We start from the raw sequence: 24,654 nt of genomic DNA, 5'->3' as shown, positions 1-24,654 counted from the left end.
ATGTATGAACAAGCAGCGTCGATTTATTGTTTATGGTCTCTATGGGCAAATTGCAGTGGCAATCAGTCTGACAATCGCCCTGACGCTCGGCATTCTCTGGTTTGCTGCTGACAAACAGGATGAGGTGATTTCTGACAATTACTCCGCTTTGATCGAGCATCATTTACAGCAGGATCTTGACGAGCTGATTTATCTCACGAATGAGCACAGTTATAGTGACCAGACATTTCACCAACTTTTTAATCCGGCAGATCTTGAGTGGGCTGAAGAGACTTTTGACTCTGCCTTTATAGATAAAAACGGATTGGAAGAGGTATTGTTGCTGGGGAAGGAACTGGAGACTCTCTACCTTTCTAAGGCTTCAGGAGACGCGCTGGATAATCTGGGCAATAAGGCCATGGCTCCCGAGTTATTAAGTGAAGTGTTGTTCCTGGCTTCTGCGGTCAGAAAACGCGGGCCGGAAACGGCGACAGCAGGAAGTTTTTTTGTTTGGCAGGAAAAACTTTTTTCACTCTCTCTCGGGCGCATACATCCAGACAGTTATGAACCAGATTCGTCGTCGGAACATCTTCCACAAGGTTATCTTCTCCTCATTCGGGAAATTAATTTAAACCGTATCAACGCTTTGACGCGGTTTTTAGGATTGAGCCAGCTGCAGTTTTCCTCTCCTTCAACCAAAAGTCAGCCGACAAACGGCTTCGAGGTGAAAGGCGGATCCGGGAAAGTTGTCGGTATTCTTGACTGGCAGCTGGAGTTAACCGGCAGCAAGCTTTTTGAAGAAAGCGCTTTCTGGATCATTACTGTGCTTGCGGCTGTTGCCTTGCTTTTGTGGCTGATTGTCAAACGTGGTCATCGGGTCATCAGCCTCTTGTCTGATGACAGCTCTGTACGGGCCGTCAAGCAGGAGAAGCTGGAACGCCAGGCCCAGGGCCTTAAACTTCTCGTACAGGAAAGTCTGAAAGAAAGCAGCGACGGGGAGGCCATGCTCAGGTTAACAGCGGTTGTTCTCTGCGAAGCATTGCAAGCTTCCCATGCCAGTATCTGGCTCAAGTCTGAAGAGGGAGGGATGATTTGCCACAATCGTTATCAACCGGGCTCTGGAGAATATTGTCAGAAATCTGACCCTATGCGGAGGGCTGGCTGTGAACAGTTTTTCCAAACTCTTTTAGAAGAACGTGTTGTCATGGCGAGCTCTTTTTCCCAACAGGGATTGAGAGGGAAGCTGACGGATATTGCGATTGGGACCGTTGAAGGAGTCAATTCGCTGGATGCCGGCATTTTCCAGCAGGATAGCTTGAAGGGTGTTCTCTGTATCGAACGGAAAAGTTTTTCTGAACAGTGGCCGGTTGAAGAGATTTCTTTTGTTGAGTCTGTGTCCAGCCTCTTGTCTTTGATGTTCGAGCGGGGGGAACGTCGGCTGGTTGAAAAGGAGTTGATTCGAGCAAAGGATGAAGCTGTTGCTGCCAATCGGGCAAAGTCAGAATTTCTGGCAAATATGAGCCATGAGTTGAGGACGCCATTGAACGCCATTATCGGGTTCTCGGATATTATTCGTAAAGAGCTGGGCGGCACGATTTCTCCGTCCAAGTATAGGGACTATGCGGAGGATATACATGAAAGCGGCAGCCATTTGTTAAGTCTGATTTCCGATATTCTTGATATATCGAAGATAGAGGCGCGCAGTTATCATATTTCCCCTGAGGTAACTGATTTAAACGAAGTTTTCAGATCCGTGATAAAGCTGCTTTCCGAGCGGGCGAATGAAGGTGATATCACTCTTCTGTATCAGTCAGACTTTCAAATACTGCCCGTGCTGGCTGATCCGCGCGCGCTTAAGCAGGTCCTGATCAACTTGCTTTCGAATGCGATCAAGTTTTCCCCTGCTTCAAGCCATGTCCAGTTGTACAGCGGGGGGCATGGAGATGGCGAAGCGAAGGTTGTCATTGAGGATTGCGGTGTCGGAATCGCGGAAGAACATCTGGAGAAAATTGGTCAAGTCTTCTATCAGGGCGACAGTTCTATCAGCAAAAGCTATGGGGGCTCGGGATTGGGACTTTATATTTCCAAAAATCTGACCGCGCTCCATGGCGGCAGGCTGGAAATTGAAAGCCAGGCAGGGAAGGGGACCCGGGTTTCGCTTTATTGGCCTGGAGTTGACAAGCATCTCGCAGGAGAAGCCAGCATCGAAGCTGGCTTCTCCAAGAATAACATTCTGGAAAAAGAGACCCAGACAATACTTACGCCGTCCCTGTCTGAGGGAATGATGCCCCGGATCGATCTGGTGTAAAATTGCTTGTGCTGAAATTGGTCCAGCTTTATTTGGGCCCCATAAAATACCAGAGAATAAGGCCGAGGAGAGGAAGCAGCAGGACCAGAACGATCCAGAGTACCTTGGCGCCGGTTGAAGCATTGCTCTGGAAGATTTTTACGATCGCCCAAATATCGGCGATGAGAACGAGGAGACCAAAGGCTCCTCCAGTTTCTATACCTGGCATGGTGTTTCCTGACTTTGCATATGGAATCGTTTGACCGAGGTAAGGCTATCCTAAAGAACGATGCTCCGAAATTCGTATGATTACGGATAGCTTGCTTGTCACAGAAAAATTCTTTTTGTATCAAAGATGTGTTCTGTAATCTTGAGAGGAATGGTCAGAAAAACTCATTCTAGAGATGATGCGAGATCTGTTCTCTGGGGCCGACAAAATACCAGAAGACAAAACCCAGGAGGGGAAGAAGGACGACAGTGGCAACCCAGAGAATTTTTACTGTTCTGCCTTCCTCGCTATAGAGGATCTTGGCAATGGCCCAAAGCGAAGCCATAAGGATGATTACCCCTATAATACTACCGGTTTCCAGGTTGAACATAAATCTTTCCCTCGGTGTTGTCGGGCCGTTGACGCTGTAACGGCAGGTTTTTATGAACCATTTGGACAAGGTACACGGATTGCGGGAATGTAAACATTCGTATTAATACGGATTTTCCCCAGAAACATGTTCGTTTCTGAGGAATTTTATCCTTTTCGAGGGACGTAATCCAGAACACCAGAAGAGGTCAGAGATTAATTCGTCTTTGAAGAGCATCGAGGGCTCCCTGAAGAATGTAAGCTGCTGCTGCTTTGTCTACGACTTCCGAACGGCGTTTTCTGGTCATATCAGCCTCGCCGATCAAAAAACGTTCGACAGCCGAGGTGGACATGCGCTCATCCCAAAAGACTATTGGTATGGTGAACCCTGCCAGTTTATGCAGATTTTCCGCAAGTGTGCGAACGGATTGGCAGCGCGGACCTTCTGTACCATCCATATTGACCGGTAGACCCATAACCAGAGCCCCAATATTTCTTTCTTCACAGATCTCTTTCAGTTTTGCGGCATCAACCTTGAATTTACTGCGCAGAATTGTTCCGATCGGTGAGGCGACTTTGTAGTCTCTATCTGAAACAGCCATGCCAATTGTTTTGCTTCCGGGGTCGAGACCAAGCAGGCGCTGGTTTCTGTCGAGAAGTTCAGGCAGATCATAGAGGTCAATATCTTGCAAATTTTACTCACAGTACGGGTTGTCGGAGGCGACGGTAGCAGGAAGGGTTGAATGAAAGAGTGTAGTGCATCAAAATTTCAAAATCCACATAGCCTTTGTGGGCGTTCGGAGCAATAAAAGGTTTTGGAACTTGAGAGTTACTGCGCGACAGTCTGTCATCTGGGCAAAGGCAAGAGGATAAGAGATAGAGGTAGGGGCGACAAATCGGTGATTTGTTCTCTGTCATGCTTTGTGACAGCAGGTGATCTGGTTAGAGTAGGGGAAAAAGCATGTTCGGTGGTTTTGGTGAGCTTGTGGCGGCTTTCGCTATTTTTCTGTGCCTGCATTCCATTCCACCGATGCGTCCGGTTAAACAGCGCCTGATCAGCCTGCTTGGCAAAAGAGGATATTATCTCGGTTATTCGCTGTTATCGTTACTGGTGATCGCCTGGTTATTACAGGCTGTGTGGCATGCGCCTTATATTGAGCTCTGGTCCTATGAATATTGGGCTGCACGGGGGACGGCTTATATAATGCTTCCTGCCTCTGTGCTGTTTCTGTCCGGATTTTTACGGCCCAACCCCTTGTCAATTGGTCCTGCGGCCGGGTATCGCGCGGATCAGGCCGGTTTTGTCGGGGTTGTCCGGCATCCTGCCTTATGGGGTTTTGCTCTCTGGTCGGGAGCCCATCTTCTGGTAAATGGGGATCTTGCCGCGGTGATATTTTTTGGTGGCCTGTTGCTGCTTTCGCTGGGGGGAATGTTTATTGTCGATCGGAGAAGGAGAAAAATACTCGGGGATGATACCTGGCAGATACTGGCTGAAAATACATCCAACTTTCCATTTCTTGCTTTGTTGAGGGGAGGGAATTGTCGCCCGGTTCGGGCAGATATCTGGGCAGTTGTCGCCGGTGGTTTGTCTTATCTGTTGCTCATTTGGCTGCATCCTTTTGTCATTGGTGTTTCTCCTCTTTCCGGGTTTTTTGAATAGTTCACTTGTCTTTTAGACAATTTTAAAATTCATTGGTTGCGATAGATCTTTGATATTCTCGTTATGGGTGGTATTTTCTTCAAGTGCCACACAGGAAGAGACGCAGGTCTCTTAAGTGAGAGATGATGCTTGAAGAATGTAAGGTCGGTCCCATTGAACGCTTGCGACTGAAAGCCAAGTATGGCGATCTCCGTGAGGCCTATTCCATTAATGACGATTTTTCTGTGATGCTGCTTGAACAGGGCAATGGCATGAGTTTTGTGACCCGATTTTCTCATCCGGATGGTGCCCAGTATTACAAACTGTCTGATGAGGAGCTGCTGTCCTTTAACGAGATGATTACGCGCTTTCTCTCCAGCAGAAAAATCTAGCCTGCTCCCTGCCTGTTTCAGTAGAAACCGACGGTATCAACTTTGGTGTTGGTAATCTGAAGCTTCTGTAAAGTGAAGAAAATTTTTCCGGGCAAGTCTCTCGTGCGAAAGTGATCTCTGCTCCCCTTGTCTTGCTGGAATTCTCAAGAACTTTCCAGCTGTGCGATTGTGTCTTCTTGCACGGAGAGAGCGGGAATGTAATTCTTCCAAGAGGAGTGATGATGTCGGCAAGAATCGCATATTTTGATGCAGGTTCTTCGTGGCGGTTGTCTATCCCTGATTTTCTGTTCGATTCCTCTTTGACACAGGCTCTTCAACCGTATGTTACAAAATGAGAATACCGGAGACAGCGGAGAAGAGAAGCTCGGGTTTCGCCGCATCCTGTTAATGGCTTTTGGCTGTATTTGTGTTCTGTTAGGGGTGATTGGTCTGATCTTGCCTCTTTTGCCGACCACACCATTCCTGCTGGTGGCGCTCTGGGCTTTCTCTCTTTCCTCAAAGCGGTTTCATAACTGGCTTTATTCTCACCGTTTTCTGGGGCCACTGGTCCAGAACTGGGATCGTTATCGTGTGATCCCGCGAAAGGCCAAATTTCTGGCAGTAAGCATGATGACAGCAAGCTTACTGCTGGTGGCCTATAAAGGTCTTGTACCACTGTGGGGGCTGGCTTTGATCGGTGTCTTCTTTCTGCTGATTGCCGGTTTTATTCTCTCTTGTCCCAGCGACAAGCCGGGGAAAGACACTCAAAATCCTGTCGAGTGACCCACGCGGTGTCATCGGCGGATCTGGTCTGTTGTTCCAGCTAATTACCGGGCTTCATTACCGGGCTTCATTACGGACACGAAGGGCTTGCTCCCCGTCTTTGGGAAGCAGCAAAGAGATGGCTTTCTCGTCAAAGTTATCAAAACAGCTGAGAATCGTTTAAAAATGCGTAAAAATGCGTGTGCCGGACGTTGCAGCAAAGGCAGGCCGATGCTACTTTCCGCACGAATTTATTTAACGAGACTTTCGATATCCACAAAAGATTGGAACCGAGCATGTCTGTCGACAAAAATACGGTAGCGAAAATTGCCAAGCTGGCACGCATCCGGGTTGATGAAGCACAGCAAGAAGCCCTGTCCGGGGAACTGAACCAGATCCTTGGCTGGGTTGAACAGCTTTCAGAGCTGGACACAACGGGTGTTGAGCCCATGACATCTGTCGTTGAAATGACCCAACCTCTGCGTGAGGACGTCGTTAATGACGGGCATTATGTGGATCGGGTAACGAAAAATGCTCCTGATTCCGCCCACGGTTTCTACGCTGTTCCAAAGGTGGTTGAATAATGAGCAACCTGACCCATCTGACTATTGCTGATGCCCTGTCTGGTATGGACAAGGGGGAGTTCACCGCGCGCGAATTGACCGAAGCGCATGTGAAAGCCGTTGAAGATACACGTGCTTTGAATGCCTATATTGTCGAAACGCCGGAAATTGCCTTGGCCCAGGCCGATGCGTCCGACAAGCGCCGGGCTTCGGGAACTGCCGGCGTGATGGAGGGAATTCCCATCGCCATGAAGGATCTCTTCTGTACTGAGGGGACCCAGACAACCGCAGCGTCGCATATTCTCGAAGGTTTTGTCCCAACCTATGAATCCACAGTATCCGGAAACCTCTGGAATGCCGGGGCTGTGATGCTTGGGAAAAGCAACCTGGACCAGTTTGCCATGGGATCTGCGAACATTACCTCTTATTTCGGTAATGTGATCAACCCCTGGCAGCGTGAAGGCAGTGATGCCCAGTTGACCCCTGGCGGGTCATCCGGTGGCTCTGCCGCAACAGTAGCTGCGCGTGCCGCGATGGCAGCGACAGGAACGGATACCGGTGGCTCCATCCGTCAGCCAGCAGCTTTTTCCGGCATTGTTGGCCTGAAGCCAACCTATGGACGCTGTTCACGCTGGGGCGTGATTGCCTTTGCTTCGTCGCTGGATCAGGCTGGCCCTATGACCCGTTCCGTGCGGGATGCCGCGATCATGCTGGAAGCCATGGCCGGATATGATGCCAAGGATTCTACTTCGGTGAACCTGCCAGTCCCGCGTTATCAGGATGCTCTGACGGGTGATATCCGTGGCTTGAAAGTCGGTATTCCAAAGGAATACCGTATTGATGGCACGCCGATTGAGATTGAAAAAGCCTGGGAACAGGGTATTGAATGGCTGAGGGCTGCCGGGGCCGAACCTGTCGAGATCAGTCTGCCGCACACCAAGTATGCTCTGCCGACCTATTACATTATTGCTCCGGCTGAATGTTCTTCGAACCTGGCACGTTATGACGGTGTACGTTATGGCCAGCGGGTTGAAGGCAAAAGCCTGGACGATATGTATGAAAATACCCGGGCCGCCGGCTTTGGCGATGAGGTCAAACGCCGTATCCTGATTGGAACCTATGTGCTGTCAGCAGGCTATTACGATGCCTATTACAACAAGGCGCGTCAGGTTCGTACCCTGATCGCGAATGATTTTAAAAAGGCTTATGAAAGCGTCGATGTGATTCTCACTCCGACAGCCCCAAGCCCGGCTTTTGGCATTGGTGAGAAGATGGATGATCCGATTGCCATGTATCTCAATGATGTCTTTACCGTTCCGGCAAGTCTTGCCGGATTGCCGGGAATTTCAATTCCTTCAGGACTGTCCAGTGAAGGCACACCCTTGGGGCTACAGCTTCTGGGTCGTGCCTTTGACGAGGAAACGCTGCTGCGGGTGGCAGGTGTAATGGAACAGGCCGCCGGGTTCTCGGCTCTGCCGCAGTTGATCGCTGGAGGTAAGTAAGATGAGCTATCGCATTAAAGGGAATACCGGCGATTGGGAAGTGGTTATCGGGCTTGAGGTTCATGCCCAGGTGATTTCGAACTCCAAACTTTTTTCCGGTGCGGCAACAGCCTTTGGCGCCGAGCCAAACTATCAGGTGTCTCTGGTGGATGCGGCCATGCCGGGCATGCTGCCTGTCCTGAACAAGGAAGTGGTTGCCCAGGGCGTCCGTACCGGGCTTGGCCTGCGTGCGAAAATCAACATGAAGTCTGTTTTCGAGCGCAAGAACTACTTCTATGCTGACTTGCCGCAGGGTTATCAGATTTCCCAGTTTCTCGAACCAATTGTTGGCGAAGGCGTGCTGACGCTGGATCTGGATGGCGGGGAGACCCGCGATGTCGGGATTGAGCGCATGCATCTGGAGCAGGATGCAGGGAAATCGATCCATGACCAGCACCCGACCCAGTCCTATATCGACCTGAACCGGTCCGGTGTGGCGCTGATGGAAATCGTGTCTCGCCCGGACCTGAGGTCGCCTGAAGAGGCCGGTGCTTATCTGCGCAAGCTGCGATCTATCCTGCGTTATCTCGGTACCTGTGACGGTAACATGGACGAAGGCTCCATGCGCGCCGATGTGAACGTTTCTGTTCGTAAACCCGGCGAAGAGCTGGGCACTCGTACCGAAACCAAAAACGTCAACTCGATCCGCTTTGTGCAGCAGTCGATTGAATTTGAAGCCAAGCGCCAGATCAAGGTCATTGAAGACGGCGGAAAAATCGTTCAGGAAACCCGTCTGTTTGATCCGAGCACAGGAACGACCCGGTCCATGCGCAGCAAGGAAGAAGCGCATGACTACCGCTATTTCCCCGATCCGGATCTGCTGCCGCTGGTTCTGGACCCGGCCTGGGTCGAGGAAATCAAAAAAACGATCCCCGAGCTGCCAGATGAAAAGAAAGCCCGCTTTATTAAGGATTTTGGTCTTTCGGCCTATGATGCGGGTATTCTGGTCACAGATCGCGATCGTGCGGCTTTTTATGAAGCTGTTGCCGAGGGGCGGGATGCCAAACTGGCAGCGAACTGGGTGATGGGTGACTATTTTGGTGCGCTGAACAAAAGCGGACTTTCTCTGGAAAACAGCCCGGTTTCTGCCAAACAGCTTGGCGGTCTGATCGGTCTGATTTCCGATGACACGATTTCCGGTCGTATTGCCAAGGAAGTGTTTGAGGCAATGTGGGAAAGCGGCAAGGATGCCGATGTCATCGTTGAGGAAAAAGGCCTGAAGCAGATCACGGATACCAGTGCGATTGAAGCAGCGATTGACGAGATCATCGCCAACAATCCCGGCCAGGTCGAAGGCTACAAAGGTGGTAATGAAAGGCTGATCGGCTGGTTTGTCGGACAGACCATGAAAGCGACTGGTGGCAAGGCCAACCCGGGTATGGTCAATGAATTGTTGAAAAAGAAGCTGGCTGAATAAAGCCCTCTTTATTTCCTGATCAGAAAAGGGGGGCTTCGGCTCCCTTTTTTGTTGCTCACTGATTTCTGGATCTATTGCCTATGGCAGGAATTTGGAGAACAGGAGTGATGTTTATTATGGGCCTCTAGAGGATGGGCATGATGGTGCCGATGATGTAGCTGACCTTCTTGTCTTCATCTAAAAGCGGGCAATCAAGGGATTCATATTTGGTATATTTCCTGTCCTGACAATGAAGATTTCCAAGGTTTTTCATGCAGGCCGGCTCCCTCATTATCTTCTGATAATAATGAGCAAGCCGAAGTTCCTCGATTTGCTTTTCGGTCGTCGAGGGGCCATCAGTTGTGATTATTCGCCCGGTCTCATCTCTGAAAATAGAATTTGCATTTTCACCGTGTACTCTGAACTGAAAAGAGTTTTCGTCCAGACACTTTATGAGAAATATGTCAGGGGCGATAGAAATGTGATCGAGGATATCAAAGTCTGTTTTTTTGGGTATCTCGGGTGCAAAAGACAGCCACCATCGGAGCAATAACTTATTGCACGTCCCGACGAGTAACTCCTCGCTGGAGACGGGGTAGTATTCTACGAATTCGTACTGGTTCTGTTGCACGCTTATGCTTCTTCTGTGGCGAAGATTAAGGGGACGAGCCTTACATCTGCGTGTAGTTTAGGGGGGAGGCGTTATTATTTACTTAAATTTTTTGACTGTTTTTATCAAAAACTGGCAGGACTTGAGATAGAGGTGAATCCGGAAAGAAGATACTGGTCGCTAACAACGACAAGGGTATTTTCTTATTAAACACCCGGTCGTCAAAAGGGATGAAGGGGCGAATTCAGAAAGAACCAAACTCTGTTCTTTCTGAATTCGCAGCAGTATTTTTATTCAACGTTAAATTCTGCAAGTGCTTTGGCAGAACAGGCACGACTGGAATAGGCACAAACATAGGTGCTGAGGCCATCAAAGTGCCGAAGTTCATAGTCGCTCCGCAACGCCATGACCACAAGACGTCCGGCAGTTATTTTGACAAGTTGCTGTATCAGATCCTTCTGGGCTTCGGTGTCATAATCCAGACCGGGCAACGGGTAATCTTCGGTGACAGCAACCAGGGTTACATCAACTGGAATGGTCTCTTCTCCCATGCAGAGTCTTGCGAGCTGCTCCGGGGATAGTACTTCTGCATCCGGATGGAGTTTACAGAAAACTTCGCGGAAAACATCGAAAGCGGGGCGCGGCTCATTCGGTCCAATGCCTCTTGTTGCCGCAACCATGTTGCTGGCATCGTCGCTGCTTATTCCTGCGAGGATAAGTTTTCCCTGAAGGGGGAGCAACGACTGGTCATCCCGGAGTACTTTGATGGCCTTTTCTGCAGCCAAAGCAGCCGTATTTTGATGTTCTGTGGTGCTCACCCGAGGCGATAGCTGAACGAAATCAGAGATGTTCTTGTGGAGCTTCAGTTTGAACGTGTAAATCCTGGCGAGCGATTGCTCTACACGCTCAAGCGCCAGGCGACCTTCTTTCACAGCAGCAATAACCCCGTCGATGGTTGCAGCCTGTTTGGCTTCGTAGTCACCCAGACTGTTTTCATAATGTTCTTCTGAAAGCATGATGATATCGCAACCGGCGATCAGGGCCTGAACAGCGGCTTCGGCCGGGCTGTAGTTTTTCCGCATGCCCCACATGTTCATGCTGTCTGTGACGATAACACCGTCAAAGCCCATCCGGTCCCGAAGCAGTCCGGTCATGATCTTGTGGGAGAGGGTTGCGGGATTATCAGGGTCAATCTGCGGAAAGATGATGTGTGACGTCATCATCATTGGCACACCGGAATCAATAGCCGCCTGGAAGGGGGCAAGATCCTGTTCCAGAAGATGCTCAAGGCTTCGATCAACAACGGGAAGGGTACGGTGGCTGTCGAGCCCTGTGTCACCATGGCCGGGAAAATGCTTGCCACAGCAGGCAATCCTGTTTTGAAGGGCACCTTTTACAGCCGCCTGAACGTGTCTGGAAACCAGTTCGACACTGTCACCAAAAGCTCGTGTACCGATAATGGGGTTGTCCGGATTACTGTTGATATCAGCGCAGGGAGACAAAATGACATTGTAGCCTGCAGCCATAATTTCCCGGGCATAGATACCATAGATCTCGGTGGTTAATCGGGGATCATTGGCAGAGCCGAGGGCAAGGTTGCCCGGGCCAGTGACGGTTTCCGGGACCAGGACACCCCAGGCACCTTCCTGATCCGTTGCAAAGATCAGAGGCAGATCAATTCCGGTTTGGTTTGCGGCAGCTTGGAGGCGATGGGTTAACTCTTTTGCTTCTGCAAGGGTTTCGGCATTGTCTTGGGAGAGATAAAAGCCGTTGATAAAACGGTTTTTGACCAGGCGTGTCGGATAGTCGAGATCCTTGCCTGTAAAGGCGAGCATAAAGAGTTGCCCGATTTTTTGCTCGAGAGTGAGGGAGCTGATCAGGGAGTGGATCTGTTCTTGTGAATCTTGTTTTTTCATCTCTTCTGCTCCTTTCAGGCAGCCTGTTTGGCACCGGTGATCAAGCCGACAAGGTCATCGGGGGTGATCTCTTCAATCGCGACATTTGCTGCAATACGGCCATGGCGCAGGACAACGGCGCGGTTACAGACCTCCATCACATGCTGGATGTTATGACTGATGAGCAGCACCGAAACACCTTGGGAACTGATCAGTTTGATCAGCTTGTTTACCTGGGCGGATTGTTCGACACCCAAAGCAGCTGTTGGCTCGTCCATTATAACCAGATCGGCGCCCCAGTTGACCGCCCGGGCGATTGAGACCGCCTGACGCTGGCCGCCGGAGAGATTGCGGATCTCTTCGTCGATGGAGGGTATCCGCGAGTTCAATCGCCGGAGGGCAATTTCGCTTTGTTTTTTCATCTCCTTGTGATCGAGCCATCCAAGCAGACGCAGGAGAGGATTGGAGGAGAGGATCTCCCGGTTGAGAAAAAGGTTACGGACAACATCAAAGTTTGGAATAACGGCCAGATCCTGAAATACGGTTTCAATCCCGTGAGACCGGGCGTCATGTGGGCTGTGAATGTTGACTTCCTTGCCCTTGATCAGGATTTGGCCCTGATCGGCGGGGTGCACCCCGGAAATACAGCGGACGAGGGTTGATTTACCCGCGCCATTGTCGCCGAGAAGACCGACGACCTCTCCCTGGGTGATTGAGAAATTCACGCCGCGCAAGGCGTGTACACCACCGAAAGATTTATGAACTTCACGAATCTCGAGGGCTGTATCTGGAACGTGAAAGCGGGGTGTCATTTGCGATCCTCCTTTACACCGATTGCTACGGCGACGATCAGGATAAGCCCACGGGCAATGATTTGTTCGTTGGTCGAAAAGCCCCAAAGGATCAAGCCATTATTGATAATTCCCATCAACCAGGAGCCAACCACTGCCCCTGTGACGGATGCACGCCCCCCGAAGAGACTGGTGCCGCCGATAGCAACAGCGGCAATAACCGTCAGAAGATCGGCTTCTCCGAGGCTGTAGCGTGCACCATGCAACCTGCCGGCATAGAGCAGACCTGCTATTGAGGCTGTTGTCCCTGCGATAATCATGGCCGTCATGCGAACCTTGATGACATTGATCCCAAAGGCACGAGCTGCACTGGGGTTGCCGCCAACAGCAAGTAGATGAGCCCCGAAACGGGTTTTGGACAGGGCGATCCACCCTATGATCAGGGCAATGGCGGTCCAGACAAACATGACCGAGATTGATGCAAAACTGCCGGAGCCAAAGATGGTGGTAAAGGTGTCGTTGGTAATGGGAATGGATTCAAGGTTGGTGAGGACTCTTGCAAGTCCGGCGACAATTCCCATGGTTCCCAGGGTTACAAGCAGAGAGGAAACCCTCAGCCATTCTGTAAGAATACTGTTTACAAGTCCGGTCAAAATGCCAACGGCGAGGCCTGCGGCAACGGCGATTGGCCAATAGGTAATATCCAGAACCAGGGCGCAGACCAAAGCGGAAAGAGCGACGACCGAGCCGACAGACAGATCGATGTGCCCGACAGCCAGTGCGAAGGTCATACCGATCGCCATGAGCGTAATCGGTGTGGTCTGCCGGATGATATTCATGAAATTGGCGAGGGAAAAGAAGGCGGTGTCTGCGAGAACAGCAGAAAAGAACAACACAACCGCGATCAGGGCGTAGTACACGAAATACTCACGTTGAAAAATTCTGCGAAAAATCCTGCGCAGAAAGGGCAGTTGTCCATCAATGGCGTTGGTGAGGCTGGTCATCTTGTTTTATCCGGGGGTGTACCTTTTGCCGCGGCTGATTGGCAAAAGCTGGAAAGCTATCAGGGCGTTTTTACAAAAAAAAGGGAGCTGGTCTGGTCAAGCCTAACCAGCTCCCCGGAGGATAACCTAGTTCAGGGCTTCTTCAAGCTTTGCCGGCAGAGGTCGGTGCAGGGATTTTTCCCAGGTTTTTGCGATGTTTTCTTTCACAACCTTATCAAATCCAACAACGGAGAAGGCGGGAGATTCTTTACCAAGCAGGCCATAAGCGCCGAGAGAAGCCATGGCCTGACCGATTTCAAAGGGGCGGTCTGCGATGGTTCCGTACATGCTGCCACCCTTGATCATATCCAGAGCATTATTCTGCCCCAGATCATGGGTGATAACCTTGATGTCCTGACGACCCTGGGCACGTAATGCCCCGATAACACCTTCCGCGGCAACATCCCAGGCAACATAGATACCGCTAATATCAGGATTTTGCAGGACCATTGCCGAAGTAAGCTCAAAGGTCTGACCTTCTTCGGTAAAGCCCTTTTCAGCCACAATTTCCAGACCGCTGTGCTTTTCCTTTATTGCCGAACGGAAGGCATTGTCCCGGTTGTTGGTGATGAAATAATCGGCATCATGATAGATGAACCCTATGGATCCCTTGCCGCCGAGCGCGTCGCTCATCATCTCGGCCGCTGCAGAGCCCATGCCATACATGTCATCTGTGACAATGCCAGTGTATTGGTCATTGGCCTGATAACCGGAAATCGGGTTGGACAGCAGAACCAGCTTGGTTCCTTTGTCAATTGCGGGCTGGAAGGTTGCAGCACCGCTCACCGGATCGACCACAAGTGTCAGAATAATGTCTGGTGTCAAGGCGAGTACGTTTTCTACGTCGCTGGCCTGACGGGCGGAGTCAAACTGGGCATCTGTCGTTGCGACGACTTCTATTCCCAGTTCCTCGAATTTTGATTTTGCCCCGGCGGTAACAGCATTCACCCAGTCGCCGGATGCGTGCCAAACCAGGGCTGCCTTGTAGTTTTGGGTTTTAAGTTGTGCAATCTCATCGGGGCTGAGTGTTATTTCGCTGGCGGAAACAGCCGGGTTCCCATTTGGTCCAACCGGTGCTTTGGTCAGATCTACGTCCTGAAGGGGACCTGCTGAAGCAGAGGAAAAGAGCCCAATGAAAAGGGAGGTGGCGAGAAGTGATCTTGTGGTCCTAGGTTTTGGCATCTCAAGCTTCCTGTTCGTTTATTATTGTGATTTTCATATAGTTTTGTGAAAAAAATATTATTTGTCAAATATTTTTACAAACTAAATTATTTTCTTTAATATCAAATATATAATAAATTAAAGGTCAGTTATTTGAGGGATTGGCAATCTGGTGTTGCCAGACAAAAGATCTTCCCCAATGCTTTTTCCCTGTGCTTTTTGGGGGGGATGAATAAGGTTAAGGTTCCCCGCTGACAGGGCGTAAATAGGATGCCCCGGCGGGTTTGTTTTTAAAAAAGGCGATAATGATGGCGCGTAGAGGAACCAATCTGGAACAGACCAAGGCGCAGAACCTGCGCCTGGTCTTGAGTCAGATTAGGTCTGGTGATGCTATTTCACGTGCGGATATTGCCAAAAATACCGGGCTGACCCGGCAGACGATTTCCAATCTGACCAATGATCTGATCGCTGTCGGTTTATTGGAAGAACTGGGTCTGAAAAAAAGCGGTGCAGGAAAGCCATCCCGGCTTCTGGGGTTTAGTGCCAAAGGTGCTTTCAGCATCGGAGTGAGGGTCGGAAGGAGCAAAATCGAGGCTTCTCTCTGTGATCTTGCTGGAGATGTTCTTGAAACGCGTGTTCTTCCTTTTCAGGAACCCACCGAAGTCGAGCTGGTAAGCCTGCTGGAGTGTCTTTGCCTCGATCTGATCCGGCCTGCGGGAACGGATATTCGCCGGATTGTGGGTATCGGTCTGATAATGGCAGAACCCAGTGATTTTGCGGGAGAAGACGAGGGGCCTCAAATTTTTCCCCAGACAGTTGCCCGTTCCCTTAGTGAAGAACTGCATCTACCGGTAATGTTGGAAACGGCGGCCGCCGCCGCCGCACTTGCGGAGTTTCTGCAAGGAAGCGCTCGTGATTTCCAGAATTTCATCTATCTGTTTATTGGTCAGGAAATAAGCGCAGGATTGATGGCTGATGGCAAAATCTATGGTGGTCGGTCTGGTCGATCCGGATCTATTGGTCATCTGGTTGTCAACATTAAGGGGCCTCTTTGTGCTTGTGGTAATCCTGGCTGTTTGAACGGGTATGTTTCTCTTGGGACGCTTTCCCGCCATCTCGAGGCAAGGGGACGTTCGGGGGAGGATATTTTTAAAGACTGTACTGTTGATGATCCGACTATTCTGGCGTGGCTGGGGGCAAATGCCGAATATCTTAGGATCGGGGTTAACGCACTTGAGAACTTGTATGACCCCGAGACAATCATTCTTGGCGGAGATGCGCCAGAGTGGTTTCTGGAAGCGGTTATTCGACATCTTCGCCCCTTTATGAGATCGGTTAGTGAAAAGGGAGAACGGGAAATTCCTCGACTGGTTCGTTCACCAAAAGCTGAACAGATGGTTCAGAAGGGAGCTGCGACCCTGCCGGTGTTTGCTGCCTTTGGTTCGGAGGACGATACTTACCGTAAGGGGGAATGTTTTGGCGATCCTTATGCCCGGTTATCGGCCTTGATCGAAGGCCTGTCTTCTTCGATCAAGTAAGAGCTGGTATAACTTTTTCCTGCAGGGCAATTTGTTTTGAGCCAAACCTGGAAAAGAGATTTGCAAGCAGACTATTCCCGCTTAAGATCCTGACAACAATCGACCTTGAGACAGGATAACAGGAATGATGGGCAAAAAGAACAACGCCGAAACACTTCTGGCGCAGGCGGGGCACTATCTGGACAAAGCAACTGGTTCTGTCGTTCCCCCGATACAGCCTTCCACAACCTTTGCCCGGGACGAAGAAGGGGCGTTATACGATACCAACCGGATCTATGCCCGTGACCAGAGCGTAAATGCCGAAATGGCAGAAGCTGTGATCTGTGAGCTTGAAAGTGGTGAAGCCTGCAAGCTTTTTGCCTCTGGTATGGCTGCTGCGACAGCGTTGGTCCAGACGCTGCGTCCGGGTGAACGGATTGTTGCCCCAAAGGTGATGTACTGGTCTCTGCGTGCCTGGCTGATTTCCTTTTGTCAGGATTGGGGGATCGAGCTTGCTTTCTATGACCCTTGCGACGAAGTCGATATGGCGCAGGTGGTACGGGCTGCGCCGACGCATCTGCTCTGGATTGAAACCCCAGCCAACCCGACCTGGGAGGTTGTGGATATTGCCAAAGCTGCGGAGTTGGCACACTCCGTTGGAGCCCAACTGGTTGCTGATTCCACCGTCTCTACGCCGCTCCTGACCCGCCCGCTTGAGTTGGGGGCGGATTATGTGTTCCATTCGGCGACAAAATACCTCAATGGCCACAGCGATGTGGTGGCTGGTGCTGTAATCACAGCCAAGCAGGACCTGCGCTGGGAAAGGCTGTGCAAGATCCGAGCTCAGCAAGGGGGGATTTTGGGACCTTTCGAAAGCTGGCTTTTGTTGCGGGGGATGCGGACCATGCATGTTCGTGTCGAACGTGCCTGCCAGAATGCACTGGAGATTGCCCGGCATTTTGCAGACTATCCCGGGGTGTTGGAGGTTCTCTATCCAGGTCTGGTTTCCCACCCCAATCACGAAACCGCCGCCAGACAGATGTCCGGTGGTTTTGGTGGGATGCTATCGATCCGTTTTGATGGCGGACGCGAGCAGACGGCCCTGATTATGGGACGGCTCAGGCATTTTGTCCGGGCGACATCCCTGGGCGGTGTTGAGAGCCTGGTTGAACACAGGGCGCTGGTTGAAGGCGAGAGCAGTCCTGTTCCGGATGATCTCCTGCGGTTTTCAATCGGTATTGAAGCGGTACAGGATCTGATCGAGGATCTGGAACAGGCGATCAAGGGCTGATCAGAAAAAACCGGGCTTAAGGATTTCTCAACCAGCCCGGTTTCTTTGATGATTAGAAAGCTTTGACTAGAGGTAGGCTGAAAAGCTGGAATAGTTCAAAATGCAATAAATGGTGGCGAGCGGTATGATGATCCAGCCCAGAACTTTGGTGGCTTTCTGGCTGTCAGAGCAGAACCGGGCAAGCAGAAAATATAGGATCAACGCCACAGTGGCAGTGATGCCTGCCATGACCAGTCCATCAGAAATTCCCATTTTCTGAACGATTGCCCAGAAGTCTTCGGAATAGTCGTTTCCGCTGGCTTGGGACCAACGAATGAATCCTGCAGCCGTCGCAAGGGCAGAAAATAGCCCTGTTGCCAAAGCACTTCCCAGGCAGATGAAAACAGCATTTTGATGCCTGTTCAAAATAACCTCCATAGAATTACAGCTTAAAGGAGAATATTTCTGCCTGAAATCAAGTTTCGTGTCTAGTTGCTTGGGCCAAGAATGTTGCGGATTACCCGATGGAAAATCCGGGTGCCGGTTTCGATAAGGTCGTCGGGGAAATCAAAATCCGGATTGTGCAGCTGGGGTTGGGAAAGGCCTGATCCCAGAGTGAACATTGCACTTTTACTGATGTGACCAAACTGGCCAAAGTCCTCTGACCAGCGCATGGGGGCGGTCATGGTATGAAGGGTGATTTCTTCGGCCTTGAAAGCCTTCAGAAGCTGCTCACTGGCATCCGGATTGTTGGTCGAAGCGGTAAAGATATCTTCGTAACCAAGGGCCGTTTCAAGATTGTGGCGTTGCCCGATCTGCTTGACCAGTTCTTCAGATTTTTCCTGTAACAAGCCCATGACCTGATCGTTTTCACTGCGCAGGGTAACCATCAGTTTGGCAAAACCGGGGGCAATGCCGAAGGCCTCTTCGCCCAGACGGGCATGGACGACGGTGACCAGGGCGAATTCTCTGTCAAAATCGCGGTCCTGTGGCAACTGTGCAAAGGCCGTGATCAACTCACACATTGCCAGAGCCGGGCTTCGGCCATCTTCGGGATTGGAGGCGTGGGAGGTTTTGCCATTCAAGGTGATCCAGAGGCCTTGCGAGGCGCAGTTGAAGGCACCGGGTTTGAGGCCGACATGGTGCAGTGCCATGCCCGGCAGGTTGTGAAGTGCAAAAGCGTAATCCGGTTTAAGTATGGCGAAGGCAGGGTCTTCTATAACGGCCTTTGCCCCGGCTCCGGTTTCCTCTGCAGGTTGGAAAAGCAGAATGACCCGTCCCCTGGCAGGGCGCGTACGCTGGAGCAACATGGCGAGCCCGGCAACAATCGTCATATGTCCATCGTGGCCACAGAGATGTCCCTTGCCGGGTATTTCTGACCTGTAAGGGGCTGTGCCCAGTTCTTCAATAGGCAGGGCATCCAGTTCACAACGGATCAGAACACAGGGACCCGGAGATTTGCCCTTGTAGACGGCTGCCAACCCATAACCGCCTAAATTGCGGTGGAGTTCGTCCGGGGTGTAGTCTTCCAGAAATGCTGCTATACGGTCGCTGGTTTTTTGCTCGCAGCCCGACAGTTCAGGGTGGCGATGCAACTCCTGTCGCAGTGAAACGAGTTTGGCGTGTGTATCGTTATCCAGCAGCATAATGGAAGTCTCTTTGGAGGGGAAAGGGCAGGACAGGGGAAATAACACACAGGCCTGGCAGAACTCAGGCACCAACCAGCGTTTCATTGTCCTGCAGGATCTGGAAAATCTCGGGAAGTGAACGGAGGAGTATGTCCTGAACGTAATCATTGCTGATCTTGTCGGCTCTGGCGATAATTTTGTCAACTTTCCCGGCTGCGTCGGCTAGTGCTTTTGGATCCTTAAGGGATAAAAGTGCATCGTATTCTTCTGGCGTCAGATGGGCAAAAGCATCGGCACTGTTCTCATGCTCCTGAAGTTTGGCGAGAGCTCTGCCGAGCAGGTCAAAGTCCTCAATGCTGTGGAGGGCATTGATCTCTGCTGTGGTGAATTCCTGTGTGAAAACAGTCGCGAGCTGAACAACGAGATCCCGGCGGGTTTTATGGATCTCCCGGCTGAGTACGGCGGTAAGTTTATCAAGTGTTTCATCAGACAGGCGTTCCGACGAGAAGCTGTATTCCTTTCTATAGTTCTCCATCGACTGAGCGAGGGCAGTATCGATAAAGCCGGGCGTAATGATGCGCTCAATCAGGACAAGGGACTTTTCGTATTTGTTTTGCTGGACTGTTTTGCCTGTCTGGGCACAGCCTGAAACCGCAAGCAGCAGAAACACAAAGGCGAAGAAGCGTACAGACATGTTTCTTTTCCGAAGCTGTTTAGTCCCCAGTGATAAAGAAAAGCTTACCGAAAGAGACGGAACATGGGAAGAACAAGCTTTGATGCGGGCTCATCAAAGGGGGCCGTTCAACGTGACCCCGGGTTGTTGAAGTGTTATGGACCTCTCCGGGTAATACGCTCAAAAGATACAGGACGTCAGATGCTTTTGGTTCAAGTGGGCCTTTCAACAGGTATGATTAAAGGGATTTTAATGCGCTTTTTTTATGTAATTGCTCTTTTTTTGGTTCTTTCAGGCTGTAAAACCACGCCGGATAATCAGCAGGCTGTCAGCAGAGAGGTCTCAAAGCTTGTTGCGGAGGTAACGAGGCCTGATTTTAGCAAATTCTCTGCAGAAACTCTGCAGTTATTGAAAGAAGACGAAGCTCTTTTTTACCAGGAAGGGCAGGCTATCCCCTATCAGATCTGCCTGAGTAATATTCAGGATAACGAAGAGGTTATCTCTAAAATTTCTTTGTTACGCAGCGAGATAGAGATGCATAGTCAGTTGACCAGACATCGCAATGCTATTGAAAGCCTTGAGAGGCGTCTGAAAGGGATAACAGGCGAAGAAAGTGCCGCGGCCTGTGCCTGTAATGTGCGGGAAAAGTGGTCCGAGATTGATCCTGAGGTGCGGAGTATCATGAGCAAAATGAGCCAGGGCAGGAATATTACAGGCAACGAGCTGGTCGCTTTTAAAAACCAGGGACAAATCAAGGGGTCATTACAATGTCTCTTGAAGTCATTTGATCTTTATCAGGAATTCCAGAGGCTGTTTAATCTCAGGGGGTAGCTTGGCATTGTTGTGGTGCCTATTCCAGGAGGGGCGATGATCATTTTTACAATGCATTATATGGGGATGACCTAGTCTGTGTGTATCTTTCCAAGGGAACGTCGATTCTCAGTGTCTGATGGTAACAATTAGACAGGGGAGATGTAAAAACCAATAGGATTTGTATTGGGAAAAAGGGAGATTCCTGCGTTGTTGGTCGTTTGGCGGGTTTTTTTTATTTTTTTACCCTTTACAGATATCCCAGAAAACCTTAGTAATTCCGCCGTTCGCACATTGCGGAGAGTTGGCCGAGTGGCTGAAGGCGCTCCCCTGCTAAGGGAGTATACCCTAATCCGGTATCGAGGGTTCGAATCCCTCACTCTCCGCCACTTCCCCTTCCTGAAAATAATTTGCCAGTAATATATCGGTGCCTCGTCATTCGGCCCGAAATATTTGTCAAAATTTTACCGATTCAGCTATTCTTCCCTTATTATTCGGATCTACAGGATTGTGATGGGGGAGACCTTTGGCGCAGCAACTGCGTGAGCTTCTGGCTGTCGGCGATCGAAAGGCGATCGGGCGGGCGAGTGAAGTGGCCTTTCTGGTTCGCGCCGAACCTGAATTGTTGAGTGAGCTTCTGGGTTGTCTGAAGGCAGGAGATACTACGGTGTGTTCGCATGCGGCCCATGCCCTGATGCAAATCGCCCTTGAGCAGCCAGACCTTATACAGCCCTATCGGAAAAGGCTTCTTGCTGAAACCTGTCTCGTGGATCAGTGGGAAATTCAGGAGCAGCTTATGAAAATCTTGCCACTTCTGCACTGGACAAAGGGGGAGCAGGAAGCCGTACTTAATCTGGTAAGGGGGAACCTTGGACATAAGAGCGCAATTGTCCGAACCTGTGCACTTCAGGCTCTTTACGATTTTTCCCGGCTGGACAGGACGCTTCTAGCTGAACTCAAGAAACTGTTGCAGCAAATGATGGACAGTGGGGCGAAATCGTCCCAGGCGCGCGCGAGAAAACTGCTGAAAAAACTCTGAAGGTTGGCATTTGGGTGTCAATTTTTCTGTGGAGGTGGGGTTGGACAGCGGTTACGTGAACAAGAGCTATCGACAATTCTGCGCTTTCGCGATAAGGAACCGGGATGAACACAGATGATAAACTCGAAATTTTCCTTGTAAGCGTTCCGGGCCTGGAGGCTGTCCTTTGCGAAGAGGCGGCCGAGAAAGGCTTTCGCGAGCCTGTTGTCGTGAACGGTGGTGTGACGATTGCCGGGGATTGGCGTGATGTCTGGCGGGCCAACCTGGAGCTGCGCGGGGCCAGCAGGGTCCTGGTGCGTCTTGGTGCTTTCAGGGCAATGCATCTTGCTCAGTTGGACAAGCGCGCCCGTAAATTCCCCTGGGGAGAAACTCTTCGCAAGGATGTCGCCGTTCGGGTTGAGGTGTCTTGCAAGGCGTCACGGATCTATCACAAGGGGGCTGCAGCCCAACGCATTGAGCGTGCCATCCAGGAAGAGTTTGGAGCAGCTATTTCATCTGAAGCGAGCGTTTCTATCAAGGTGCGTATTCACGATGATCTCTGTACTATCAGTGTAGATAGTTCTGGTGAAACCCTTCATAAACGTGACCATAAGGTTGCTGTGAGCAAGGCACCAATGCGCGAAACTCTCGCGTCTCTTTTCCTGCGACAGTGTGGTTACAATGGGACTGAGCCTGTGGTCGATCCCATGTGCGGCTCTGGTACCTTTATCATCGAAGCGGCAGAAATAGCAGCAGGCCTCAAACCTGGCCGCTCACGACATTTCGCGTTTCAGGAACTGGCAGGTTTTGAGCCGGAAGGCTGGGAGCGACTGCGGGCGAAGGGAACCAGTACAACGCCGACAGTAAGTTTTTATGGCAGCGACCGGGATCCCGGTGCTGTCCGTATGAGCCGCGAAAACGCCAAAAGGGCAGGGGTTGAAAATTTTACCGAATTTCAGGAGCTGGAGATCAAGAATATTGCCCCTCCTGCAGGACCAGCGGGACTGGTGATCATCAATCCGCCTTATGGTACAAGAATTGGTGAAGTCAAAAGCCTCAAACCACTTTATCAGGCGCTAGGACTGGCACTTAAAACGCGATTTTCAGGGTGGCGTGTTGGTCTGATTACAACAGCAGACCCCTTGGCAAAATCCACCGGGCTTCCTTTTAGTAAGACGAGTGATCCGGTTTCTCATGGTGGGCTTAACGTCCGCCTCTATTCCACAGATGCTCTTAAGTGATGCTTTCCTGAAACAAGGCAGGATGAGCCAGTTCATTCCTTGCCGTGTAACATCTTGAGTTTGTGACCGACCTTGACAATGGCGGCGATGGCCGGGATCAGTTCCGCGCCCAGCTCGGTCAGGGAATATTCAACTGACGGCGGAGACGTTGGTTTTACTTCGCGAAAGATCACGCCCTTTGCCTCGAGATCACGCAGGCGGGTTGTCAGAATTTTTGCCGAGATCCCGGGCATATCAACCCGAAGCTCGCTGAACCTTCGCGGTGCTGCGGAAAGATACCAGATCAGGTTGGGCGTCCAGGCTCCTCCCAATACAGACATGCATTCAGTCAAGGGACACTGCTCTGGCGGTAACTTACTCTGATTTTTGCGAACCTTTAGCGCCATAAAACTCTCCTGATGACTTTCTTTTAGTTACCAAATGGAAACTTCATTCTTAAGTATCATATAGTTCTATGGTTTACAAAGGTAACTTTCGTTCCTAGATTTTCTTCATCGACACGCTCTACTTCCAACAAACTTATCTGAAGGTGTTTAAAGATGAAGCTCTATTACAAACCGGGTGCCTGTTCACTGGCTTCGCACATTGTCTTGCACGAGCTGGGTGAAGGTTTCGAGATCGAACAGGTCGACACAGGCACAAAGAAAACGGCCAGCGGTGAGGACTTCTTGCAGATTAATCCGAAAGGCTATGTTCCGGCTCTCAAACTTGCTGATGGTCAGGTGTTGAGTGAAGGGGCGGCTATCTTGCAATATCTGGCAGACCAGAAACCTGATCTGGGTCTTGCGCCTGCAGCGGGAACTCTTGCCCGTGCCCGTCTTCAGGAACATTTGAACTATGTGGCGTCCGAACTACACAAGTCCTTTGGGCCTTTCTTTTCCGGAAATGCACTGGAAGGAGAAGCCAGAGAAAAAGCAGAAGCTAACGTCGCGAAAAAGATGGCCTATATCGAAAGTGTTCTCTCGGATGGCCGGGACTATCTGCTGGGTAATAATTTCAGTGTTGCCGATGCCTATCTTTTTGTCGTGACGAACTGGTCCAACTTTGTTGGCATCAAGCTTGATAACGTTCCTTTCCTGGCTGCTTTTGTTGCCCGTGTTGCCGGACGGGAAAAAACCCAGTCCGCTCTGAGAGCTGAAGGTCTGCTAAGCTAGGTTCATCATAGGGTGCTTTATTGAACAGTTTTCCCGTAGAGCACCCGTTTTGCCAGTGAATTAAAGAGGAATTTTTATGACTTCGCTCTATCTGGCGGTCGAAAACACTCTCGGCCTCTATTTTGACGGACTTTATCATTCGGATACCGATCTGCTCAAACAGGTGTTTCATCCTGATGCCCGCTATGTCTGTGCCTCTGGGGATGATCTGCTTCAGCTTGATATGGTGAGCTATTTTCCAATCGTTGACGCGAGACCATCCCCGGCGAGCAGGAATGAGCCGCGCCAGGACAAGGTTATCTCGATTGCTTTTGCCGGAAACAAGACCGCCTTTGCCACGGTAAATTGTGCAATTGGCGACAAATTTTTCACTGATTTTCTTACCCTGATCTATCACGATGACCGCTGGCAGATTATTGCCAAGGTATTCCATTACGATCTTAAATCTGCATAGTGAGGAGCAGCATATGCCTTATGTGAACATCAAAATTACCAACGAAGGTGCCACCAAGGCACAAAAAGCCGAACTGATTAAAGGCGTAACCGAGTTATTGCAAAAAGTGCTGAACAAAAATCCGGCAACAACTTTTGTGGTGATTGACGAGGTGGAAATGGAACATTGGGGGGTAGGCGGTCTGCCCGTTGAGGACTACCGAAAGAAAATTTCCGGGAACTGACTCTTACTCGATAGCCTGCATTTCAAAGAGGGGACTTTTAGCTCCCCTCAA

At 50.5% G+C, this 24,654-nt stretch carries 27 protein-coding genes and 1 tRNA gene; 16 read left to right on the top strand and 12 right to left on the bottom strand.

Going from position 1 to position 24,654, the window contains the following annotated elements:
* Window positions 1–4: 4 nt before the first annotated feature.
* Entirely contained in the window at window positions 5–2,287 is a 2,283-nt protein-coding gene (locus tag B152_RS25530) for an ATP-binding protein (protein WP_020593531.1), read from the top strand.
* Window positions 2,288–2,315: 28 nt separating this feature from the next.
* Here B152_RS25530 and B152_RS0116445 read toward each other — a convergent pair whose 3' ends face one another.
* From B152_RS0116445 to ruvX, 3 genes are all read right to left on the bottom strand, one after another.
* Window positions 2,316–2,495, bottom strand: a complete 180-nt coding sequence (locus B152_RS0116445) for a PLDc N-terminal domain-containing protein (RefSeq protein WP_020593530.1) — start codon at window positions 2,493–2,495, stop codon at window positions 2,316–2,318.
* 169 nt (window positions 2,496–2,664) lie between these two features.
* Window positions 2,665–2,865: a PLD nuclease N-terminal domain-containing protein gene (locus B152_RS0116440; RefSeq protein ID WP_020593529.1), complete on the bottom strand. Its 201-nt coding sequence runs from the start codon at window positions 2,863–2,865 to the stop codon at window positions 2,665–2,667.
* 187 nt (window positions 2,866–3,052) lie between these two features.
* The gene (ruvX, locus tag B152_RS0116435; protein ID WP_020593528.1) at window positions 3,053–3,535 is read right to left on the bottom strand and encodes a Holliday junction resolvase RuvX; all 483 of its coding nucleotides are present in this window, start codon (window positions 3,533–3,535) and stop codon (window positions 3,053–3,055) included.
* Between the two features lie 269 nt (window positions 3,536–3,804).
* Here ruvX and B152_RS24095 point away from each other — a divergent pair, with 269 nt between their 5' ends.
* The 6 genes from B152_RS24095 to gatB all read left to right on the top strand — a co-directional run bounded on the left by B152_RS24095 (window position 3,805) and on the right by gatB (window position 9,136).
* Window positions 3,805–4,503: an NnrU family protein gene (locus B152_RS24095; RefSeq protein ID WP_020593527.1), complete on the top strand. Its 699-nt coding sequence runs from the start codon at window positions 3,805–3,807 to the stop codon at window positions 4,501–4,503.
* 122 nt (window positions 4,504–4,625) lie between these two features.
* Window positions 4,626–4,874 (top strand): hypothetical protein, encoded by a 249-nt coding sequence (locus B152_RS0116425; RefSeq protein WP_020593526.1) that lies wholly within the window; start codon window positions 4,626–4,628, stop codon window positions 4,872–4,874.
* Window positions 4,875–5,195: 321 nt separating this feature from the next.
* Window positions 5,196–5,636 carry a YbaN family protein gene (locus B152_RS0116420; RefSeq protein WP_020593525.1) on the top strand — a complete coding sequence of 147 codons (441 nt, stop codon included), beginning with the start codon at window positions 5,196–5,198 and terminating at the stop codon, window positions 5,634–5,636.
* Between the two features lie 275 nt (window positions 5,637–5,911).
* Window positions 5,912–6,199, top strand: coding sequence for an Asp-tRNA(Asn)/Glu-tRNA(Gln) amidotransferase subunit GatC (gatC, locus tag B152_RS0116415; protein ID WP_020593524.1), 288 nt, complete (start codon window positions 5,912–5,914; stop codon window positions 6,197–6,199).
* Window positions 6,199–7,680 carry an Asp-tRNA(Asn)/Glu-tRNA(Gln) amidotransferase subunit GatA gene (gene gatA, locus B152_RS0116410; protein WP_020593523.1) on the top strand — a complete coding sequence of 494 codons (1,482 nt, stop codon included), beginning with the start codon at window positions 6,199–6,201 and terminating at the stop codon, window positions 7,678–7,680. The genes gatC and gatA overlap by 1 nt, the downstream gene beginning before the upstream one ends.
* Before the next feature lies 1 nt (window position 7,681).
* Complete coding sequence (gatB, locus tag B152_RS0116405) at window positions 7,682–9,136, top strand: Asp-tRNA(Asn)/Glu-tRNA(Gln) amidotransferase subunit GatB (protein ID WP_020593522.1); 1,455 nt, start codon at window positions 7,682–7,684, stop codon at window positions 9,134–9,136.
* 124 nt (window positions 9,137–9,260) lie between these two features.
* Here gatB and B152_RS0116400 read toward each other — a convergent pair whose 3' ends face one another.
* From B152_RS0116400 to B152_RS0116380, 5 genes are all read right to left on the bottom strand, one after another.
* Entirely contained in the window at window positions 9,261–9,746 is a 486-nt protein-coding gene (locus B152_RS0116400) for a PAS domain-containing protein (RefSeq protein WP_020593521.1), read from the bottom strand.
* Window positions 9,747–10,015: 269 nt separating this feature from the next.
* Complete coding sequence (locus B152_RS0116395; protein WP_020593520.1) at window positions 10,016–11,641, bottom strand: glycoside hydrolase family 3 protein; 1,626 nt, start codon at window positions 11,639–11,641, stop codon at window positions 10,016–10,018.
* A gap of 14 nt (window positions 11,642–11,655) precedes the next feature.
* A complete protein-coding gene (locus B152_RS0116390) occupies window positions 11,656–12,432 on the bottom strand; it encodes an ATP-binding cassette domain-containing protein (RefSeq protein WP_020593519.1) in 777 nt (258 codons plus the stop codon).
* Window positions 12,429–13,415, bottom strand: coding sequence for an ABC transporter permease (locus B152_RS0116385; protein WP_020593518.1), 987 nt, complete (start codon window positions 13,413–13,415; stop codon window positions 12,429–12,431). The genes B152_RS0116390 and B152_RS0116385 overlap by 4 nt, the downstream gene beginning before the upstream one ends.
* Window positions 13,416–13,541: 126 nt before the next feature.
* On the bottom strand, window positions 13,542–14,636 hold the full coding sequence (locus B152_RS0116380; RefSeq protein ID WP_020593517.1) for a substrate-binding domain-containing protein: 1,095 nt from the start codon (window positions 14,634–14,636) through the stop codon (window positions 13,542–13,544).
* Window positions 14,637–14,923: 287 nt separating this feature from the next.
* Between B152_RS0116380 and B152_RS0116375 the strand changes: the two genes are divergently transcribed.
* Window positions 14,924–16,153: an ROK family transcriptional regulator gene (locus B152_RS0116375; RefSeq protein WP_020593516.1), complete on the top strand. Its 1,230-nt coding sequence runs from the start codon at window positions 14,924–14,926 to the stop codon at window positions 16,151–16,153.
* A 124-nt stretch (window positions 16,154–16,277) separates the two neighbouring features.
* Window positions 16,278–17,423, top strand: a complete 1,146-nt coding sequence (locus B152_RS0116370) for a trans-sulfuration enzyme family protein (protein WP_020593515.1) — start codon at window positions 16,278–16,280, stop codon at window positions 17,421–17,423.
* A gap of 66 nt (window positions 17,424–17,489) precedes the next feature.
* Here the strand turns inward: B152_RS0116370 and B152_RS0116365 are convergent, their stop codons facing one another.
* The 3 genes from B152_RS0116365 to B152_RS0116355 form a co-directional block, all read right to left on the bottom strand.
* The gene (locus tag B152_RS0116365) at window positions 17,490–17,828 is read right to left on the bottom strand and encodes a hypothetical protein (protein WP_157231128.1); all 339 of its coding nucleotides are present in this window, start codon (window positions 17,826–17,828) and stop codon (window positions 17,490–17,492) included.
* Between the two features lie 62 nt (window positions 17,829–17,890).
* On the bottom strand, window positions 17,891–19,135 hold the full coding sequence (locus tag B152_RS0116360; protein WP_020593513.1) for an amidohydrolase: 1,245 nt from the start codon (window positions 19,133–19,135) through the stop codon (window positions 17,891–17,893).
* On the bottom strand, window positions 19,113–19,724 hold the full coding sequence (locus tag B152_RS0116355) for a hypothetical protein (RefSeq protein ID WP_020593512.1): 612 nt from the start codon (window positions 19,722–19,724) through the stop codon (window positions 19,113–19,115). Before B152_RS0116355 ends, B152_RS0116360 begins: the two co-directional genes overlap by 23 nt.
* A gap of 231 nt (window positions 19,725–19,955) precedes the next feature.
* On the opposite strand from B152_RS0116355, the gene B152_RS0116350 reads away from it, so the two are divergent.
* The 4 genes from B152_RS0116350 (at window position 19,956) to B152_RS0116335 (ending at window position 22,772) form a co-directional block, all read left to right on the top strand.
* Window positions 19,956–20,534, top strand: a complete 579-nt coding sequence (locus B152_RS0116350) for a hypothetical protein (RefSeq protein ID WP_157231127.1) — start codon at window positions 19,956–19,958, stop codon at window positions 20,532–20,534.
* A gap of 277 nt (window positions 20,535–20,811) precedes the next feature.
* Window positions 20,812–20,902 (top strand) — tRNA-Ser (locus B152_RS0116345).
* 137 nt (window positions 20,903–21,039) lie between these two features.
* Complete coding sequence (locus B152_RS0116340) at window positions 21,040–21,552, top strand: hypothetical protein (protein WP_020593510.1); 513 nt, start codon at window positions 21,040–21,042, stop codon at window positions 21,550–21,552.
* 104 nt (window positions 21,553–21,656) lie between these two features.
* On the top strand, window positions 21,657–22,772 hold the full coding sequence (locus tag B152_RS0116335; RefSeq protein ID WP_020593509.1) for a THUMP domain-containing class I SAM-dependent RNA methyltransferase: 1,116 nt from the start codon (window positions 21,657–21,659) through the stop codon (window positions 22,770–22,772).
* Window positions 22,773–22,804: 32 nt separating this feature from the next.
* On the opposite strand, the gene B152_RS0116330 is transcribed toward B152_RS0116335, so the two are convergent.
* Window positions 22,805–23,158 (bottom strand): winged helix-turn-helix transcriptional regulator, encoded by a 354-nt coding sequence (locus B152_RS0116330; protein WP_020593508.1) that lies wholly within the window; start codon window positions 23,156–23,158, stop codon window positions 22,805–22,807.
* 153 nt (window positions 23,159–23,311) lie between these two features.
* Here B152_RS0116330 and gstA point away from each other — a divergent pair, with 153 nt between their 5' ends.
* The 3 genes from gstA to B152_RS0116315 all read left to right on the top strand — a co-directional run bounded on the left by gstA (window position 23,312) and on the right by B152_RS0116315 (window position 24,603).
* On the top strand, window positions 23,312–23,926 hold the full coding sequence (gene gstA / locus B152_RS0116325; protein ID WP_020593507.1) for a glutathione transferase GstA: 615 nt from the start codon (window positions 23,312–23,314) through the stop codon (window positions 23,924–23,926).
* A gap of 76 nt (window positions 23,927–24,002) precedes the next feature.
* Window positions 24,003–24,380, top strand: a complete 378-nt coding sequence (locus B152_RS0116320; RefSeq protein ID WP_020593506.1) for a nuclear transport factor 2 family protein — start codon at window positions 24,003–24,005, stop codon at window positions 24,378–24,380.
* A gap of 13 nt (window positions 24,381–24,393) precedes the next feature.
* Window positions 24,394–24,603 (top strand): tautomerase family protein, encoded by a 210-nt coding sequence (locus B152_RS0116315; RefSeq protein WP_020593505.1) that lies wholly within the window; start codon window positions 24,394–24,396, stop codon window positions 24,601–24,603.
* The last annotated feature ends 51 nt before the right edge of the window (window positions 24,604–24,654 follow it).

Origin of the sequence: Kiloniella laminariae DSM 19542, from assembly GCF_000374005.1 — a bacterium.
GTDB classification, from domain to species: domain Bacteria; phylum Pseudomonadota; class Alphaproteobacteria; order Kiloniellales; family Kiloniellaceae; genus Kiloniella; species Kiloniella laminariae.
The sequence above is the reverse complement of the archived record's forward strand: the minus strand, read 5'-3'. Positions and strand labels throughout refer to the sequence as shown.